Consider the following 17,194-nt stretch of genomic DNA (forward strand, 5'->3'; position numbering starts at 1 on the left):
ATGGCTCGCCAGGTTCTGATCACGGGCGACTCACAGAGAATTCTGCTTTCTCGCTTAATACGCCGGGACACAACATGGACTTTCCGACCCAATGGGGTAACCAGCTCTCTGGGGCGCAAATCGAACGCCAGGCTATTGGGGAATCACGGGCAGACGTCTTTCGCATTCGCAGCAGCAACGGGCAAGATCTGTTCCTGAAGTCGGAAGTCGTCGGTTTGCTGAACGAACTACCGGATGAGATTGAGCGTCTTCGTTGGCTTGGGCAGCTCGAGCTGCCTGGGCCTTCGGTTCTTGATGCAACAACAGAAAACAATCATCACTGGCTGCTCATGAGCGCGGTTCCTGGGCAGGATCTCGCCAGCGCCAGCAACCTGTCCGCGTCTCAAATCATCAGTATTGTGGCCATGGCGCTGCGTACCCTGCATCAAGTGCCAATTGCAAAATGTCCTTTTGAGAGTCTCTTGGAGCAGCGAATAGCAACTGCCAGGGATCGCGTAAGCGCCGGACTTGTCGATGAAACAGACTTCGACGAGCAACGGCTGGGGCGAACTGCCGAGGATGTGTTCGCCGAACTGTTGTCAACGCTCCCAAGGACGCATGATTTAGTGGTGACACATGGGGATGCCTGCCTGCCGAACTTGATGGCTGACGCTGATCAGTTCACTGGGTTCATCGATTGCGGTCGGCTCGGTGTCAGTGACCGCTTTCAAGACCTGGCACTTGCTGCACGGAGCATTGAACGCAATCTTGGAGGCCAATGGGTCGCCCCCTTCTTCCAGCGGTACGGTGTCGAACCCGATGATCAGCGCATGGTGTTCTACTGCTTGTTGGACGAATTTTTCTGATCCCTGCACGTCTCGCCGTTGGCGCAGGGGTGTTGCCCTTGACGCTTGCTGCGTCCTATTATCCCGGCAGACAATCTTGTCCCCCAGCGGGCACTCCATGAGCCAGTCGCTGCACAATCACCCCATCGTTTTTCAACTCAGCGCTGAACACAACACGTTCAAGCAGCCGGGTGTTGTGCTGCTTCGACGTCGCCGCAGCATTCTCTTCGCTATCACTTTCTCACCTCCCGCCTTCAGCTGACCGGGCGCTGCGCCTGCACCAGATCTGCCGCCAACCCGGAGTTGGTCTGCATACCCTCAATGGTCGGTCCCAGATTGACGATCAAGGCATGAACCGCCCGGTTACTCGGCGGGGAGGAAGAGCAATGAATAGCTTGTTCAGCGAAATCGATATGCACCAGGGTTTGGGCCGCGCGATTGCGCATATCGGTCAACAGCGATTCTGGAAGCACCTGTCGCTGCTGTTGCAGAAAACCATCTCGTTCTACAACGCCGTGAGCGTTTTCTACCCGCAGAACGGCACACCACAAGTCCTCGCCGAGTACTGCGCCGACCCCCATGGTGCAGCCAGCTCGATGGCGACTTACCTGAATGGCGTCTACTTGCTCGATCCCTTTTTTCACGCCTGTCGTGACGGCATCAGCAGTGGCATCTATCGGTTGGACGAAGTGGCTTTCGACGCTTTCCGTCACAGCACTTACTTCCTCGATTACTTCGTCACGCTGGCCCTGGAAGACGAAGTCCAGTTCATCCTGCAGCTACCCGGTGACGGAGCACTGTCCCTTTCCCTGGGGCTGCGCCGCAGTTGTTCGGCTGAAGACAGCGGACGGCTGGCCATGCTGGCGACCTGGGTGCTACCGCTGATGCAGCAACACTGGCAGCAACATACACGTGTGTCACAACCGACTGCCCAGGGCGATTTGACTGTTCATCTGCGTGACGCTTTCCGTGGATTCGGACGCGGCGTGTTGACCGAACGAGAGATGGAAATTACCCGGCTGATGCTGCGCGGCGCCTCTTCCAAGACCATGGCCGCCCACCTCAAGGTCTCACCCGACACCATCAAGGCCCACCGACGCAACCTCTACAGCAAACTGGCGGTATCGTCACAGTCCGAACTCTTTTCACGGTTCATCCAGTCCCTGGAGCAACACGGCAGGGTGTACTAACCCTTCAGGCGTACGCCATCGGGGCAATTGTTGCGCGCAGCCGTGCATTCTATGTTGCCCCTGGAGAACCTGTGCCCTGATGCACTCGGGGCTTCTCTTGAAATAGAGGACTTCATCTTGATCGACACCCTTCGAAACGCCGATGTATTAGTCATTGGTGGCGGGTCTGCAGGCTGTACAGTCGCTGGCCGGCTTGCTGCTGCGGGCCGTCAGGTACTGCTAATCGAGGCGGGACCTGACTATGGTCCGCGGACTTCACCCGATTGGCCCGCCGACCTGCTGAACGCCCGCACCCTGCCGACTTCGCACGACTGGGGCTACACCGGCCCCGGCGGCGCCGGCCAGCCACTCGCGCTGGATCGCTGCCGCGTGATCGGTGGCTGCTCAAGTCACAATGGCACCACCCAGAATGTCGGCTGGGCCGGCGACTATGACCGCTGGGCCGCCCAAGGCTGTCCCGGCTGGGATGCGGCGTCACTTGCTCCGCTATTCGAATCGGCGTTGCATCGCTACTGGGCCAGGCACTATCGGCAGCACGAAATCCAGCCCTTTCACCAAGCGGTTTTGGGCGCCGCCACCGCCCAAGGCCTGCCACTGGTCAGCGACTTCCATCAGCTCACCGGTGGCGCAGGTGCCGGTTGTGCCCCGGTCAACAGCTCGCTCGAGGGGGTTCGCCTCAATGCAGCATTCGCCTATCTGGACCCTGTCCGTGACAGCGGGCAACTGGAGGTACTGTGCGACACCCTGGTGCAACGGATTTCATTCAAGGACGGACGCGCCCAGGCGGTCCACATCCTCCACCAGGGCGTTGAACAACGCCTACCTGCCAAGCTGATAGTGCTTTGCGCGGGGACCTATGGAAGCCCGGAAATATTGCTCCGTTCCGGTATCGGCCCCAGGGATCACCTGGCCGAACTGCAGATCCCCCTGACCCATGACTTGCCGGGTGTGGGATGTAACCTGCATGACCAACCCACTGCCAATCTGGAGTATGAGGGCACCCAGGCGCTGGCCGAAGCCCTCGCGGCCTTCGAAGCCGATCGGGTGCTGATGGACGAGCAAACCATCATCAAACTGCGCTCGCCCTTCGCAGGGAGCGCCCCTTATGATTTGCACGTGTTTCCCTGGATCGAGCGCGATCCCTCCCTCAAGCACGGTTGGCGCTGCATCTTCCCGGTCGGCTTGCTACGCCCCAGGTCGCGTGGGAGTTTGCAATTGACCTCCAGCGACCCGAGGGCTGCCGCCGCGATCGACACGGGCTTCTTCGCCGATCCTGAAGATCTCCCGCCGATGTTGTTCGGGCTGCAATGGACCCAGGAGCTGATCCGTTCGCCCGCCCTGGCCAACTTCATCGGCGCACCACTGGCCACCCTGCCCCAGCAGCAGACGGAGCTGACCGAATGGGTCAGGCGCAATCATCGCCATTACTGGCACCCGGTTGGCACCTGCCGCATGGGCCCTGCGTCCGATCCCTATGCAGTCGTCGAACACACCGGCAAGGTGCATGGCCTGGAGGGACTGCATGTTGCCGATGCCTCGGTGTTTCCCGAGGTGCCACGCGGTACCACGGCACTGCCCTGCGCTGTCGTCGGCGAACGCATTGCCCTGTTTCTGTTGAGCGGAGCCTGCTGATCACGCGCCACAACCCTGGCGACTATGACAATCGCGCGTTGCGTGAAGCCTGGCGAACCTTCCCGTCTTTTGGGTGCGGCCGGATCACTCGCAGGGCAGTAAAGACGGCGAAGATCGGCGCGAACGCGAACACGCCAAACAACCATCCCGCAGCGCTCGCCATGCCGACGATGCCTCCGGGATCAGTGAGGCCGGCAAGGTTTGCCACCATTCCCGCCAGAGCAGCGCCAAGCGCGGTGGCGAACAACTGCACGGTCGTAATCGACGCGGCGGCCAGGTCCTGCTCACCAGCCGGCGCGACTTGAAATACACGGGTCAGCAGATGCGGCCAAGCCAGGCCCACGCCCAATCCGATTGCGACGAGCGCGAGACAGAGCGGCGTGACCGTCTGCCAACCACCTGCACTTTCGGTTCGAATCAAGACGGCAAGCGCCACCATGCCGGTCACTCCAAGGATCGGGCCGGCGAGGATCGCGCGCCTGATGCCTTTACCGCTCGCCCCAGAGCTTGCGATTGATCCTAGCGTCCAGCCGGCCGCCATGAGCGCGGCGAGATAGCCGGCGGCTAGCGGGGATTGATGGTGGAGGGTCTGGAGGAAAAGCGGCACGAAGATCTCGCCACTGGTGACGGCGACTGCAAGCAGCGACATCGTTGCATACAGCGCACCCAGCGCCGATGTGATCCTGAATGCACCAGCTGGCAGCAGCCTATGGCGGGCGCGGCTTTCCGTCGTTATCAGCAGGGCCGTCAGGAGAGCGGCGGCGGCAAGGCCCAGGATGTTCCACAAGAAGATTGGCGAGACACTGCCGGCCGAAACGGCGAGCACTGCCAACGTCAGGAAAACCAGCTGGGCGAGCGGAAGCGGCGAGCGTTCCGCTCTTTCAGCGCTGCGCTTGGGCAATACGACCGCGGCCAGCAGGGCGAACAATGCTGCGACGGGGACGAGCGACCAAAACGCCGCTCGCCATGCACCCAGTTCAGCGAAGATGCCGCCGACCGCAGGACCGATCAGCGTTGCCACCCCCCACATGCCGGATACCAACGCCATCGCACGTGGCCACAAGGCTTCATGGAACACCAGCCGGATCATTGCGTAGGAGAGGGCGAATAGAAAACCGCCGCCTAATCCCTGAATGAGGCGCCCGACCAGCATGACGGGCATTGATGGCGCAAACGCACACAGGAGCGCGCCGCCCGCAAATACCAGCGTGGCGATGATGTAGGCGCCGCGCGGCCCCATGCCGATCAGCAACCTCGCCGACAGTGCCGAACCGAGGATGGAGGCCGCGACGAACAGCGTGGTGTTCCAAGCGTAATAGTCGATGCCGCCGATGTCCCTGACCACTGACGGTAGAATCGTGGTCGCTATGTAGACGTTGATCGCATGAAGGACGACGCCCCCTGCCAGCGCGAGCGAACGCACGCCATTCGAACCCGACAGCAAGGCGTGCCACCCTGTATCTGAAGAACGGTCATCCAGAGGCGCCCCCACCTCTGGTACGGATCGCGAAGGTTGATCAGTTGAGGCGTGATGCTTGTTCATGTCGGCTCCATTTCGAGATTCCATACGCCGCTGCGCATGAGGCTTGCGAAGGCAAACCGACATCCCTTATAAAACCTCATGTAAAGATGAGGTCAAGAAGGATTTGAATCCATGATCGATGTGCACGTGCCGCTTTCGGTCGGCGAGCTGGCCCGCCGATGCGGCGTCACCATCGCGACCGTCCACTTTTATGAAGCCAAAGGCCTCATTCAAGGCCAACGGAGCGCGGGCAATCAGCGTCGCTACACCCGGGAGGTCCTTCGCAGGATTGCCGTCATCAAGGTCGCACAGCGCGCAGGTATTCCTTTGGCGACCATCAAGGCCGCGCTGGACGAGCTCCCGTCCGGGCGCCCGTTAACGGCAAAGGATTGGGCACACCTCTCCACCGTCTGGAGGGACATGCTGAGTGAACGGATTCGCAGCCTGACTCAACTTCGTGATCAGCTCGACGGCTGTATCGGCTGTGGGTGTCTTTCCATGGAGGAGTGCCCACTGCGCAATCCAGGTGATCATTTGAGCAAACTTGGGACCGGTGCCGTCTTGATCGAATAAGGCACTAGTAAAGCGGGGCTCAAGGCCCCGACTTTACTAGCGCAGCATAAACACCATTGAGGTTTGTCAATTCGGTATGCGTTCCCTTTTCAACGACGCGACCACGCTGCAGGACAACGATCTGATCTGCATGGCGAATGGTGGAGAGGCGGTGTGCAATCGTGATGGTGGTGCGGCCTTTTGACAGGGCTGCAAGGGCAACCTCCATGGCGCGTTCGGTCCGTGTATCCAACGCACTGGTCGCCTCATCAAGAAGAAGAACTGCAGGGTTGCGCAAAATCGTGCGGGCGAGCGCAAGACGCTGCTTTTCTCCTCCCGAAAACCTGTATCCCCGATCGCCAACCAGCGTGTCATACCCTTCGGGCAAGGCCGACAAACTGTCGTGAATTTGCGCAATTTTGGCGGCCGCGATCAACTCTTCGTCGGTCGCGTCCGGCTTCGCAAAGCGCAGGTTGTCTGCCACAGAGGCGTAGAGAAGATAAGGTTCCTGCGTCACTACGCCAAGCAGATGGGTAACGCTTTCAAAACTCAGCGTACGAACATCCACGTTGTCATAACGGATCTCACCGGCATTGACATCGTACAGGCGAGCCAACAGATAACCCAGCGTGGTCTTGCCTGATCCTGTGGCTCCCACGATGGCGACACTGGACCCGGCAGGAATGTCGATCGATACATCCGACAGTGTAGGTTCCTGGCTGCCAGGATATGAGAATCCAACATTCTCCAGCCGAACCGCGCCTTGCATTTGCAGTCGATCCAAAGTGACGGCATCAGGTTTTTCGGTGATCTCTACGGGCTTGTCGAGGTACTCGAAAACCCGGGTGAACAAGGCACGGGTAGTGCGCAATTCTCTTCCTATCTCCAGCAACCCTTCCAGCGGCCAAAGTAATTGCTCCTGCAAGGCAATCATCGCCACCAGCGTTCCGATAGTGGCCGGAACGCCGGCGTTCATCAACAAGCCGCCCAGCAGAAGGGTAAGTGCCGGGAACATCGACAACATCAGCAAAATCAATTGCCACTGCCATTCTCCTGCGGTGTGAGAACGGACTTCCAGCCTCGCGAGATCCTTGGACGTATGCGTGAAATGCTGGGTCAGATGTGCGCCGCGCCCCATGGTACGGGCCAGGATGACCCCGGAAATCGAAAGAGACTCCTGGACCGCTGCAGACATATCGCCCAGGCGAACCTGCTGTTCATGGGTAATGGCCTCTCGCTTCTTGCCGACGCGGTCACTCAGGATGATCGAGATGGGCACCGCAACCATCGAAAAGAGGGCGAGGCGCCAGTCGAGTAGAAACATGGCGATGGTGGTCATCACTACGATGCTGAAATTGCGTGCCAACTCGTTGGCCATATTGGTGACGAGCGTTTGCAGGCCCCCGATATCGCTGGCGATGCGTGATTGGATTTCCCCAGAGCGTGTCGCTGAAAAGAAGGAGAGCGAGAGCGATTGCAGGTGCGAATACAACCTTACGCGCAGGTCATGCATGATCGATTGGCCGATCTTCGTAGACATGACAATCTGGAGTGTATTGAGCCAGGCAGTGAGGGCGGCAACGCCAATCAGTCCTCCCGCGAGATAGGCGAGAAGGGTCATATCTGCGTTAGGTAGCGCCTCGTCAATAATTTCCCGCAGCAGGAAAGGAGAAGCCATTGCGACGGCCGAACACACCAGAATCAGGCAGATGACCCGTGCGATTTGCAGTTTATAGGGCGTGAACAGCGCGATGATCCGGCTTGCCGAGACATGCTTGGCTGCAAGGTCATGGTAGGTCGTGTCTTTTGTTACTTCAGGTCCAGTCATTTTCTGTTCCAGCCCAATGGGCTCCGAATGGTTTGCCCACCTTCGGCAGCGTTCCAAGCACAGATATTCCAAGGCCGATATCACCAGGAAAGCGCGTTGCTCGTGGCCTGCCAAATCCCTGCTTTTCTCATGGAGGGGTGGATTGGCATGAGCGTATATTAGACTAAGTGTTCGGTCTAATATACTTTGTGAAGCATTGTGAAGGATGGCGAACGCAAGCAAATGTCGTGAGCCAAGGGACTTACTCAATAGTTGAGGCTGTTACCGTTGATGGACCAAAGCAGCAGTTATGATCTTGTTATTGTGGGCGCCGGAATTCATGGTGCGTCCTTGGCCTATTACTGTGCCCAGGCAGGGCAACGCGTGATACTCATTGAAGAGTCCTGGCCAGCCGGGGGGGCGGCGGGGGTCACCTCGCCGGTCGAAGCCATTGAATGCCTGATACACGCTGCCAAAGGCTTTGGCGCAAGGGTTGTTTCCAATTGCGCAGCAAACGAACTGCTCGTTGAAGGCGGGCAGGTTGTAGGCGTCATAACGCAGGCGGGAAATATCCATGGCAGTAAAACGGTACTGACTGCTGGCTTGGGAACGCTGGATCTTTTATCTCGCCAAGGCATGCATCTGCCCATTCTTTCATCCCCAGCGATCATTATTAATTTTGACGTATCCGATGATCTTTTAAACGGCATTGTTTCAAGTTCTGAGATGGAAGCTCGTCAAGCTGGCGCTCGCGCATTGATTGCAGCTGAAGACTATATCGACGATACGGAAGAAAATGGCCCCGCTGCCATCGGGTTCAGGGCGCTCACAGCCATTCGTGCCGAATTGAAAGGTGCCGAGTCAATAGAGCTACGATCCGTGGCGGTAGGGTGGCGACCGATACCCGACGATCGCCTTCCTATAGTGGGGCCTATGAGCGCTACCCGCAAAGTCTGCTCAGGTCGCAAACCCAGTCGCCCGGTACCCTCCGATACCGGGCTTTATCACGGTCAGCCCAGGCTGAATTGCGTAATAGCATGCTCGCGCAAGCGACCCTTCTGGATTTTGCTTGATCCTGTCATGCCGATGCTCTCGAACTCCTCGATGATGCACAGATAGCGCGGCACCTTGAAGTTGGCGCAGCGTGCCTTGCAGAACGCGATCAACTCTTCGCTGCTGGCGCAGTTACCCTGCTTGAGGGTGACATAGGCGGCGGGGACCTCTCCCAGTCGCGGGTCCGGCACGCCGATCACTTGTGCAAGTTCTACAGCAGGGTGTTTCAGCAGCACCTGCTCGACTTCCAGCGGCGAGACATTTTCGCCGCCGACGCGGAACATGTCCTTGAGTCGACCGATAAACTGCAGGCGGCCATCTTCGGAGAGGGTTCCGAGGTCTCCTGTATGCAGCCAGCCTTCGCTCAGGGTGGCTGCGGTTTGTTCAGGCAGCTTGTAGTAACCCTTCATCAGGCTCCAGCCGCGGGCACAGATTTCGCCCGGTTGACCGGGCGGCAATGGCTGGCCGCTGGCGGGATCACGTACCTGGATTTCCAGCCCCGGGTGGGTGGTCATGGCGCCGTTGAGACGCAACTCCAGCGGCTCGCGGTAATCAGAGCAGACCAGGTTCGGTGAGGCTTCCGAGAGGCCGTACGCGTTGCAAATGTCCTTCGCGCCCATCTTCTCGACGACCTCATGAAGGATCTGCGGGCTGGCCGCCGCCCAGCCGCCCCGCAGGCACAGTCGATAAGTATTGAAACCAGGCTCGGCCAGCATCATCAGGAACATGGTGTCGTTGCCCGAGGTCAGCGTGCACTGTTCGCGCGCCATGATCGCCAGCGCCTGAGCCGGATCGAAAGTGGCGGCAGTGACCAGGGTGGCGCCATGAACCAGTGCGACCAGCAATGACATGGTGCTGCCGGCCACGTGGTAGAACGGCCGTGGACTGAAGTAGCGATCCTCCGAGCGCACGCCCATGCGATCGGCCACACTCTTGGCAACCCCGAGCATCGACGCGTGGCTGAGCATCACCCCTTTCGGGAAAGCGGTAGTACCCGACGTGAATTGGATCAACAACGTATCGTCGGGTTCGACTTGTGCGCATGCCAGTGCAAAATCGGCAGTCTGGATGTTGGCGCCCAATTGAAGGAAATCAGCCTGGCCAAGGCCTGCCTCCGGTACGCGTTGACCAAAAACCACCAGGTGCTGCAACAGCGGCAAATGGGTCCCCGGCAGAGTGGTGTTTATAGCAGGTTCGACGTCCTCGAGCATGGCGACAAAGTCGATCTTGTCGAGGAAAGTATCGACGCAGAACAGTGCCCGTACATCTTCGTGGGCCAGGCCATAACTGAGTTCTTCGCTACGGAAGCGGGTGTTGAACGGTACGCAGACCAGACCGAGCGAAGCCGCCGCATACCAAAGCACCGCCCATTGTACGGAGTTGCCCATCAGCAGACCGATGTGCTCGCCCCGTTGCAAGCCCAGGCCGAGCATGGCGCGCGCGGTGCTATCCACCTGTTCGAGTAACTGGCGATAACTCAGGCGGCCGTCTTCGGCAATGAGTGCGTCGTTGTCGGGGTGGTGCCGGGCGATGTCATTCAATACTGTCCACAGGGGACCGGGCAGCGGGGAAGTCGATAGAGTCATGGGGGAATTCCTCAGACGAAAGATGTCATGCCGGCACGCCAGGTGCCTTCAGTCAGGTTGTCCTCGATGGCGAGGATCTCATGGGCCAGGGCGCCAAAGCGGCTGTCATCGGCACCTTTGTCGATGGTGCGTTTGGCACTACGGATGGCATGAGTTGGCGCCGAGGCGATCTCCCGTGCCAGACCCTCGACATAGCTATCGAACTCAGCATGAGGTAACACCTGATTGACCAAACCGATGGACCTGGCTTCTTCGGCGCTGACTTCGCGTCCGGTAAACATCAATTCCTTGGCAATTCGCCTGCCGACAATACGTGGCAGCCGCTGGGTAGCGCCGACCGTGCCCCAACGTGCCTCCGGATAGCGGAAGCTGGCCAGGTCACTGGCGACGATGAAGTCACAGGCGCTGGCAATTTCGCAGCCGGAACCCACCGCCGGGCCCTGGATCACCGCTATCACCGGAATCGGCAGGCCTTCCAATGCGGCATACAAGGCGAAGGCCTTGATGCGTCGAGCGCGGATTTGGTCTTCATCCATATCCTTGCGTTCCTTGAGGTCGGCACCGGCACAGAATACTGGCCCGTTAGCGCGCACCAGCAACACATGGATATCGCCGCGTTTGCTCACTTCACGGACCGCCAAATGCAATTCGAGGCATAGCTGGGTATTCAAGGCATTGCGTGCTTGCGGTCGGTTCAGGGTCAGGGTGGCGATGTTTTCCACCACCGTGAGGCTTACAACAGAGGACAGATCGGGCTGAGTCATGATTATACCGCTCCTGAACGGTGCAAGGCGTAGATGTCTTGCGAGTTGTAGCCAAGATCTTGCAGCACCTGGTCGGTGTGTTCGCCCAGCAGGGGCGGGCGGTTTGCCGTGGGGTTGTCGTAACCGTTGAACTGAAAAGGCAACTGGATGGCCGGGAAGCGGCCGCTTTGGGGATGCTCGAAATCAGCAAACACACCGCGTGCGCGCAAGTGCGGGTCGACGACCACCTCGTCGAGGGTTTTCAGCGGCCCGGCGGGTACACCCGCAGCGTCACAGGCCGCGCAGAGCTGATCGCGGGTCAGCAGGGCAATGGCACCCGCCAGAGCCGCCATCACTTCATCGCGGTGCAGCACGCGGCCGCTGTTGTGTTGCAGGCGCGGGTCCGCTCCCAGCGATTCCAGGCCGAGTACGGAGCAGAGCGGATACCAGTGCTGATCGGCGCCGGTGATGTGTACGTAACCGCCATCGGCACAAAGGAAGCTGGCTGAGGGCACACGGCCAGGATGTTCGGTACCCAGGCGCTCTGGCACCTCATCCAAAGCGAAATAGCGGGCAGCGGCCAAGGCCAGCAGGCTGATTTGTCCGTCGAGCATGGAGAAGTCGAGGTAGGCTCCCGTGCCTTCTTTTTGTCTGCCCTGAAGCATGGAAACAATACCCAGGGCGATCCACAATCCCGAGCTCAGGTCCGAAACCGGAATCCCCGGTTTCACCGGGCCGCCATCTTTCTCTCCGGTGAGACTCATGATGCCGCTCATGGCCTGGAACACAGTGTCGTAACCCTTGCGACTGGCATAGGGGCCGGTCTGACCAAAGCCGGTGCAGGAGACGTAAAGCAAGCGCGGGTTGATTTCCTTGAGCACCGGCCAGTCGAGACCGTAACGCTTGAGGGTGCCCACCGGAAAATTCTCCAGCACAACGTCGGCCTCGCGGGCCAGTTTGCGGACGATTTCCTGGCCCTCTACGGTGCGCAAGTTCACCGTGATCGATTCCTTGCTGCGATTGAAGGCATAGAAATAGGCACTGCGCTCGCGGCCCAGTGCTTCGGCCTTGGCATCCTCGTCCAGGTGGTCGACGTTCTCGTCAGCCTGGCGCACAAAAGGCTCATAGCCTCGGGTTTCGTCACCGTCGACCGGCTGCTCGACCTTGATCACGCGGGCGCCCAGTTCAGCGAGAATCATGCCGGCAAAGGGACATGCCAGGACGCGAGCCAGCTCCACAACCGTCACACCTTCCAGGGGTTTCATGCTGGCGACTCCGTTTGGCGAAAGGCACGCATCTGGGCATTCAATTGCTGACCAATCTTCAGGCCTTCGCTGAAGGGCAACTCAGTGACCCTGTGAAAAATGACCTTGGTAGCCTGCATCGCCTGTAACGGATGGGCGGCGATCTGCTGCGCCAGCGTTTGCGCCTCGCCAAGCAGATCGGCGTCGGCCACGACCCGGTTGATCATGCCCAACTGCCGGGCCTCATGAGCGTCCAGGGTACGACCCGTGGCGACCAGATCGAACGCTGCCTTGCGCCCGACATGCTCGACCAGCCCCGCCATGACGATCGCGGCGACGATGCCGTGCTTGACCTCCGGATAACCGAAGCGCGCGCTTTCGCCAGCCAGCGCCAGATCGCAGGACAAGGCCAGCCCGCTACCGCCACCCATGGCGTAGCCATTGACGGCTGCGATCACGGGTTTGCTCATCCGCTTGACCAGTCCTTGCAACTCGGTGGTCAGTGCGGCACGACGTTCTACCAGCGATTGATTGTCCGGGGTCAGCACCTTGAACTCGCGGGTGTCGGCACCCGCGCAGAAGCCACGGCCGGCGCCGGTGACGATAACCACCCGAACCGACGGGTCGGCATCGGCATCCTTCAGGGCCTGCACCAGCCCTTCAGTGAGTGCGAAGTTCAATGCGTTGAGTTTGTCCGGGCGATTGAGTGTTAGCGTCTGTACGCCATCCCGGGTTTCGCGCAAAACGACCTGTTGTTCGGTCATGTAAAGTGCTCCTGTCAGGGTTGCATGGCGCGCAGGCGGGCAAGGGCCTGTTCGAGTTCGTCGATGAGTGAGTGCATGATTGCGGCGGCTGGCAGCAGTTGATGGATCAGACCGGCACTTTGTCCGGCTTCCACTTTGCCATTGCTGACATCGCCGTCGAATGACGCTTGTTTCAAACTGGCCGAAGCCAGCAACGAGGCGTAGGCGTCGGGGGCAGCCTGTCGCATGCCATCGCGCTCGGCCTGCTCAACGCGTTCGGTAAAGGCGTTGCGCACGCTGCGCACTGGCAACGCTCCACGTCCAACCAGGACGGTGTCGCCAATCTCGGCGTCGAGTACTTTTTGCTTGTAGGCAGGATGCAGGAACGCTTCCTCGGACAGCATGAAGCGTGTGCCTAATTGCACGGCGTCAGCGCCCAGGGCGAGCAGCGCAGCAATGCCATAGCCATCGGCGACTCCACCGCCCGCCACGAGCGGGCAGTCGACTTCCTGCAACACGCGCCGCACGTTGACCAGCGTGCTCACTTCATTTGCCGGCGGGTGTCCGCCTGCTTCACTGCCGACCACTACCAGTCCATCGACCCCCGCGGCGGCTGCCTTGCGTGCGTGCTCGACAAAGGCGACAACGTGAAGCCAGGTCGCACCGTAATCCTTGAAGCGTTTCAAGTGAGCCTTGGGTGAGCCTTGGCTGGCAATGATGACCGGTACTTGCTCGGCCACCAGCAAGTCCAGGACTTCATCGGCGCCCTTGCGGTACAGGGGGATGTTCACCGCATAGGGTTTGTCGGTCAGTTCACGCACCTGACGGAGCGTTTTGGCAAGGTCGGCCAGACGCATCGGTCCTGCGGCGATCACTCCCAGACCACCGGCATTGGAGACGGCGGCGGGGAGGGCAGCGCAACTTGATGCCCAACTCATGCCTGCCTGGATGATCGGATAGCGGATGCCCAGCAAGCGGGTCAGGCGGGTGTCGAGCGGCATGCTTCAATCCTCATCGTCATTCTCCGGGCTCAGGTTGTACGGGTTGTTTTTCTTGAGTTCGCCGTAGTACTCGAGGCTATTGTTGTAGACGCGCTGCATCAATCCACGCAGTTGCTTGAGCTCACTGGCCGATAAGCCGTTGAGCATGCGTTCGTTCCGTTCCTGCGAATCATCGAGGATCCGATGGACCATCGCCCTGCCTTCTGCCGTGAGGCAGAGCAATGCGCTGCGTCCGTCCTCAGGATTGGGCTGACGCTCGATCAGCTCGCGCTTGGTCAGGTTGGTAACGATTCTGCTCATCTGGCTTTTCAGGACGCTGGCATGCTTGGCGACTTGAACCAGAGGCGCCTGATTGAGGTAATCGAGAATCGCCAGGGTTCGCCATTCAAGTACGGTAATGGCGAAATGCTGGGGAATGGTCATCGCAGCGATACGACTCGACAAGCCAGCCAGGCGTTGAAGCTGGACAGAGAACAGGTCGCGCATGTCCATGGCGATTTCGGGTTCTGCAACGACTGCTTTAGTAGCTTTTTTCATAAGGCACCGAAGGGCTATCTAGGGAAAGGAATTAGCCTCTCATTGTTCGGGAGTGCTTACCTGAGCTCAACCGTTGAAGCGCGATTGCTCGCGCAGTAGCGCCAGGCTGGCATCCAGCCCTTTGCTGAAGGCTTCAAGTACCAGGTCGACTTCCGCGTCGGTGATGATCAACGGTGGCGCGAACACCACACTGTCGTTCAGCGAACGGGCAGTCACGCCGTTGGCTTCGGTTTGCTGCGACACGCTCAAACCGACTTTCCACTCTTTTGGGAAAGCAGCTTTAGTGGCTTTGTCAGCCACCACCTCCACACCCCATATCAGCCCGGCACCGCGTACTTCGCCCACCAACGGATGGTCGGACAATTTGCGCAAGCCGGCGCCCAGACGTGCACCGACCTGCTGGGCGTGTGTCGGTAATTGGCGCTCCTCATAGATGTTCAGGCATTCCAGTGCCACCGCTGCCGGGACCGGATGGCCGCCATAGGTAAAACCGTGACCGAAGATGCCGATCTTCTCGCTCTGGCTTTTCATGGCCTGGTACACCGGTTCGGAAATCATCAGTGCGGAAATAGGCAGATAGGACGCCGAGAGTGCTTTGGCGCACGTCACCATATCGGGCTGCAGGCTGAAGGTCTGCGAACCCCACCAGTTGCCGGTACGACCAAAACCACAGATGACTTCATCCGCTACCAGCAAAATGTCATGGCGTTTGAGCACCTGTTGGATTTTCTCGAAATAGCCCACCGGCGGGGTGATTACCCCTCCGGTCCCCATCAGCGGCTCGGCAAAGAAGGCGCCAATGGTATCGGCACCTTCGCGCTCGATCAGTGTTTCCAGCTCGGCGGCCAAGCGGGTGGAGAAGGCTTCTTCGCTTTCGCCTGGCAGCCCCTCGCGGTAATAGTGCGGGCAGGTGACATGCAGAAAGCCGGGTAGCGGCAGGCCGAAATCCTGGTGCAAATGCGTCAGGCCCGTGAGGCTGGCACTGGCGATGGTCGTGCCGTGATAAGCGCGATTGCGGCTGATGATCTTGCGGCGTTGTGGCTGGCCGAGGGCGCTCCAGAAGTACCAGACTAGCTTGATCGCGGTGTCGTTGGCTTCGGAGCCTGAGCAAGCGAACAACACTTTGGACATCGGTACCGGGGCCAGCGAGATCAAGCGCTCTGCCAATTGGATGGCCGGCTCGGTGGAGCGGTGTGCAAAGTTCTGGTGATAGGGCAGCTGCTTCATCTGCCGCAGTGCGGCCTCTTCCAGACGCGTCTCGCTATAACCCAGCGCGGCACTCCACATGCCAGACATGGCGTCCAGGTACTTCTTGCCCTGGTCATCCCAGGTATAGATGCCCTCGCCACGGACCATGACCGTCGGCCCGACCTTTTCGTGGTTGGCCAGATGGGTCTGGCTGTGGATGTGAAAAGCGATGTCGCTGGCGTGTAATGAGCGTGACATGGCGGTACTCCGTTCGGGTGGTGCGACTTGCGTCGTGAGTGCAATTGTTGTTTTTGAAGTGACTTCAATATGGTTGACAATGTGAATCATGTGGTTCATGTTGTCAACCATCTTCTGGCGCTTCATGCCCCTGAAGAAAAACGACAGCAGACACCGTCGAGCTGATGGATAGCTGCGCTAAGGTTTGATCTTTATCTCTGCTTAATAACAAGTCCGCGCTCATCGGGCGCTAGAAACGGGAGATGGAAATGTTCGACGCCCTGAAAGTTTCAGCAATAAGACTTCAAGTGTTGGCGGTTGCGGGGGCAGTCTTGATCGCAGCGCCAGTGTGGGCGGCCGATCCGTCTACTGTGACTGTCGCCGGCTACGGTGGCGGCCTGCAGGATGCGCTGATTGCAACGCTTTGGAAGCCGGCTGCGGAGAAGGCTGGTTTGAAGCTTCTTACCGAGTCCCATGACGGACAGCCAGCCGTACGCCTGCAGGTGCAGTCGGGCAAACCCGCGTGGGATGCCATTCATATCGGCGCCAATGACTGTGCGGCATTAGCCCGGCAGGGGATGCTCGAACCCTTGGACTATTCGGTGATCGATGCCAAAGGTGTGCCGAGCCTGGCGCGGGATAAAAACTGGATCGCGACCAACAGCTATTCAGTGGTCATGGGCTGGCGAACCGACAAATTCAAGGAAGGCCCGAAGAGCTGGAAAGAATTCTGGGACGTGAAGAAATTTCCGGGGCGCCGTGCGCTTTCCGTCGCGCCGGATGAAATGCTGGAAGTGGCTTTGCTGGCCGATGGCGTACCACGGGATCAGCTCTATCCCCTGGACATCAAGCGAGGCCTGGCCTCACTGGAAAAAATCAAACCCTACGTCGCTGTCTGGTGGACGTCCGGTGCTCAGTCCGCGCAACTGATCAAGGACGGCGAAGTCGACCTGATCGCGATCTGGAGCAGCCGCGTCGACTCAGTGGTGAAAGACAAGGCTCCAGTGGCCTATACCTATGAAGATGGTCTCCTCGGTTATGGCTGCATGGCCATCCTCAAAGGCGCCGGGAATGCGGCGGGGGCGCAGAAGCTGATTGCGAATGCTGTTACCCCGCAAACTCAGGCGCGGATCCCGACGATGATGGGTTACTACGGCCCGACCAATAACCTGGCCTTCGAGCAGCCCGGCATACCGGCCGACGCGCTGAGCAACTCGAACATGTCGCCCGCCAACAGAGCCAGGCAAACGCTGATGGACCCGCGTTGGTGGGGCGAGCATGTCACTGATGTTCAGGAAGACTACAAAGAGTTGATTGCACAGTAATGGGCGTTTC

16 protein-coding genes are annotated in these 17,194 nt (G+C 59.4%); 7 read left to right on the forward strand and 9 right to left on the reverse strand.

The genetic code is table 11. The features are described 5' to 3' along the window. Positions 1 to 74: 74 nt before the first annotated feature. From F8N96_RS00275 to F8N96_RS00285, 4 genes are all read left to right on the forward strand, one after another. Complete coding sequence (locus tag F8N96_RS00275; protein WP_150796062.1) at positions 75 to 845, forward strand: APH(3')-II family aminoglycoside O-phosphotransferase; 771 nt, start codon at positions 75 to 77, stop codon at positions 843 to 845. A gap of 97 nt (positions 846 to 942) precedes the next feature. Next, on the forward strand, positions 943 to 1,086 hold the full coding sequence (locus tag F8N96_RS34955; RefSeq protein ID WP_191630682.1) for a hypothetical protein: 144 nt from the start codon (positions 943 to 945) through the stop codon (positions 1,084 to 1,086). Positions 1,087 to 1,210: 124 nt separating this feature from the next. Beyond that, positions 1,211 to 2,014: a helix-turn-helix transcriptional regulator gene (locus tag F8N96_RS00280; protein WP_150796063.1), complete on the forward strand. Its 804-nt coding sequence runs from the start codon at positions 1,211 to 1,213 to the stop codon at positions 2,012 to 2,014. Positions 2,015 to 2,131: 117 nt separating this feature from the next. Further along, positions 2,132 to 3,646, forward strand: coding sequence for a GMC family oxidoreductase (locus tag F8N96_RS00285; RefSeq protein ID WP_224794061.1), 1,515 nt, complete (start codon positions 2,132 to 2,134; stop codon positions 3,644 to 3,646). Positions 3,647 to 3,668: 22 nt separating this feature from the next. Here F8N96_RS00285 and F8N96_RS00290 read toward each other — a convergent pair whose 3' ends face one another. Further along, positions 3,669 to 5,189: an MFS transporter gene (locus F8N96_RS00290; protein WP_150796065.1), complete on the reverse strand. Its 1,521-nt coding sequence runs from the start codon at positions 5,187 to 5,189 to the stop codon at positions 3,669 to 3,671. A 111-nt stretch (positions 5,190 to 5,300) separates the two neighbouring features. Between F8N96_RS00290 and soxR the strand changes: the two genes are divergently transcribed. Then, positions 5,301 to 5,741: a redox-sensitive transcriptional activator SoxR gene (gene soxR / locus F8N96_RS00295; protein WP_150796066.1), complete on the forward strand. Its 441-nt coding sequence runs from the start codon at positions 5,301 to 5,303 to the stop codon at positions 5,739 to 5,741. Between the two features lie 19 nt (positions 5,742 to 5,760). Here the strand turns inward: soxR and F8N96_RS00300 are convergent, their stop codons facing one another. Next, complete coding sequence (locus tag F8N96_RS00300) at positions 5,761 to 7,548, reverse strand: ABC transporter ATP-binding protein (RefSeq protein WP_150796067.1); 1,788 nt, start codon at positions 7,546 to 7,548, stop codon at positions 5,761 to 5,763. Positions 7,549 to 7,818: 270 nt separating this feature from the next. Between F8N96_RS00300 and F8N96_RS00305 the strand changes: the two genes are divergently transcribed. Further along, positions 7,819 to 8,646 (forward strand): NAD(P)/FAD-dependent oxidoreductase, encoded by an 828-nt coding sequence (locus F8N96_RS00305; RefSeq protein ID WP_224794062.1) that lies wholly within the window; start codon positions 7,819 to 7,821, stop codon positions 8,644 to 8,646. On the opposite strand, the gene F8N96_RS00310 is transcribed toward F8N96_RS00305, so the two are convergent. The 7 genes from F8N96_RS00310 to F8N96_RS00340 form a co-directional block, all read right to left on the reverse strand. Further along, complete coding sequence (locus F8N96_RS00310) at positions 8,538 to 10,166, reverse strand: AMP-binding protein (RefSeq protein WP_150796068.1); 1,629 nt, start codon at positions 10,164 to 10,166, stop codon at positions 8,538 to 8,540. The two genes, F8N96_RS00305 and F8N96_RS00310, sit on opposite strands and share 109 nt — an antisense overlap. 11 nt (positions 10,167 to 10,177) lie before the next feature. After that, on the reverse strand, positions 10,178 to 10,930 hold the full coding sequence (locus F8N96_RS00315; RefSeq protein WP_150796069.1) for an enoyl-CoA hydratase/isomerase family protein: 753 nt from the start codon (positions 10,928 to 10,930) through the stop codon (positions 10,178 to 10,180). Between the two features lie 2 nt (positions 10,931 to 10,932). Next, the gene (locus tag F8N96_RS00320; protein ID WP_150796070.1) at positions 10,933 to 12,174 is read right to left on the reverse strand and encodes a CaiB/BaiF CoA transferase family protein; all 1,242 of its coding nucleotides are present in this window, start codon (positions 12,172 to 12,174) and stop codon (positions 10,933 to 10,935) included. Continuing rightward, the gene (locus F8N96_RS00325) at positions 12,171 to 12,917 is read right to left on the reverse strand and encodes an enoyl-CoA hydratase/isomerase family protein (protein ID WP_150796071.1); all 747 of its coding nucleotides are present in this window, start codon (positions 12,915 to 12,917) and stop codon (positions 12,171 to 12,173) included. The genes F8N96_RS00320 and F8N96_RS00325 overlap by 4 nt, the downstream gene beginning before the upstream one ends. 14 nt (positions 12,918 to 12,931) lie before the next feature. Then, on the reverse strand, positions 12,932 to 13,897 hold the full coding sequence (locus tag F8N96_RS00330; RefSeq protein ID WP_150796072.1) for an NAD(P)H-dependent flavin oxidoreductase: 966 nt from the start codon (positions 13,895 to 13,897) through the stop codon (positions 12,932 to 12,934). Between the two features lie 3 nt (positions 13,898 to 13,900). Continuing rightward, positions 13,901 to 14,434, reverse strand: coding sequence for a MarR family winged helix-turn-helix transcriptional regulator (locus F8N96_RS00335; protein WP_150796073.1), 534 nt, complete (start codon positions 14,432 to 14,434; stop codon positions 13,901 to 13,903). 66 nt (positions 14,435 to 14,500) lie between these two features. Beyond that, entirely contained in the window at positions 14,501 to 15,880 is a 1,380-nt protein-coding gene (locus F8N96_RS00340) for an aspartate aminotransferase family protein (protein WP_150796074.1), read from the reverse strand. Positions 15,881 to 16,128: 248 nt separating this feature from the next. On the opposite strand from F8N96_RS00340, the gene F8N96_RS00345 reads away from it, so the two are divergent. Beyond that, positions 16,129 to 17,184 carry an ABC transporter substrate-binding protein gene (locus F8N96_RS00345; RefSeq protein WP_191630683.1) on the forward strand — a complete coding sequence of 352 codons (1,056 nt, stop codon included), beginning with the start codon at positions 16,129 to 16,131 and terminating at the stop codon, positions 17,182 to 17,184. The last annotated feature ends 10 nt before the right edge of the window (positions 17,185 to 17,194 follow it).

Origin of the sequence: Pseudomonas fluorescens, from assembly GCF_902497855.1 — a bacterium.
In the GTDB taxonomy this organism is placed as follows: domain Bacteria; phylum Pseudomonadota; class Gammaproteobacteria; order Pseudomonadales; family Pseudomonadaceae; genus Aquipseudomonas; species Aquipseudomonas fluorescens_BI.

Bases quoted from the DNA above. Each gene is read 5' to 3' on its own strand.
- F8N96_RS34955 (WP_191630682.1), top strand. From the start codon at position 943: ATGAGCCAGTCGCTGCACAATCACCCCATCGTTTTTCAACTCAGCGCT.
- F8N96_RS00325 (WP_150796071.1), bottom strand. From the start codon at position 12,917: ATGACCGAACAACAGGTCGTTTTGCGCGAAACCCGGGATGGCGTACAG.
- F8N96_RS00305 (WP_224794062.1), top strand. From the start codon at position 7,819: ATGGACCAAAGCAGCAGTTATGATCTTGTTATTGTGGGCGCCGGAATT.
- soxR (WP_150796066.1), top strand. From the start codon at position 5,301: ATGATCGATGTGCACGTGCCGCTTTCGGTCGGCGAGCTGGCCCGCCGA.
- F8N96_RS00335 (WP_150796073.1), bottom strand. From the start codon at position 14,434: ATGAAAAAAGCTACTAAAGCAGTCGTTGCAGAACCCGAAATCGCCATG.
- F8N96_RS00310 (WP_150796068.1), bottom strand. From the start codon at position 10,166: ATGACTCTATCGACTTCCCCGCTGCCCGGTCCCCTGTGGACAGTATTG.
- F8N96_RS00315 (WP_150796069.1), bottom strand. From the start codon at position 10,930: ATGACTCAGCCCGATCTGTCCTCTGTTGTAAGCCTCACGGTGGTGGAA.
- F8N96_RS00300 (WP_150796067.1), bottom strand. From the start codon at position 7,548: ATGACTGGACCTGAAGTAACAAAAGACACGACCTACCATGACCTTGCA.
- F8N96_RS00340 (WP_150796074.1), bottom strand. From the start codon at position 15,880: ATGTCACGCTCATTACACGCCAGCGACATCGCTTTTCACATCCACAGC.
- F8N96_RS00330 (WP_150796072.1), bottom strand. From the start codon at position 13,897: ATGCCGCTCGACACCCGCCTGACCCGCTTGCTGGGCATCCGCTATCCG.
- F8N96_RS00320 (WP_150796070.1), bottom strand. From the start codon at position 12,174: ATGAAACCCCTGGAAGGTGTGACGGTTGTGGAGCTGGCTCGCGTCCTG.
- F8N96_RS00280 (WP_150796063.1), top strand. From the start codon at position 1,211: ATGAATAGCTTGTTCAGCGAAATCGATATGCACCAGGGTTTGGGCCGC.
- F8N96_RS00345 (WP_191630683.1), top strand. From the start codon at position 16,129: ATGTTCGACGCCCTGAAAGTTTCAGCAATAAGACTTCAAGTGTTGGCG.
- F8N96_RS00290 (WP_150796065.1), bottom strand. From the start codon at position 5,189: ATGAACAAGCATCACGCCTCAACTGATCAACCTTCGCGATCCGTACCA.
- F8N96_RS00275 (WP_150796062.1), top strand. From the start codon at position 75: ATGGACTTTCCGACCCAATGGGGTAACCAGCTCTCTGGGGCGCAAATC.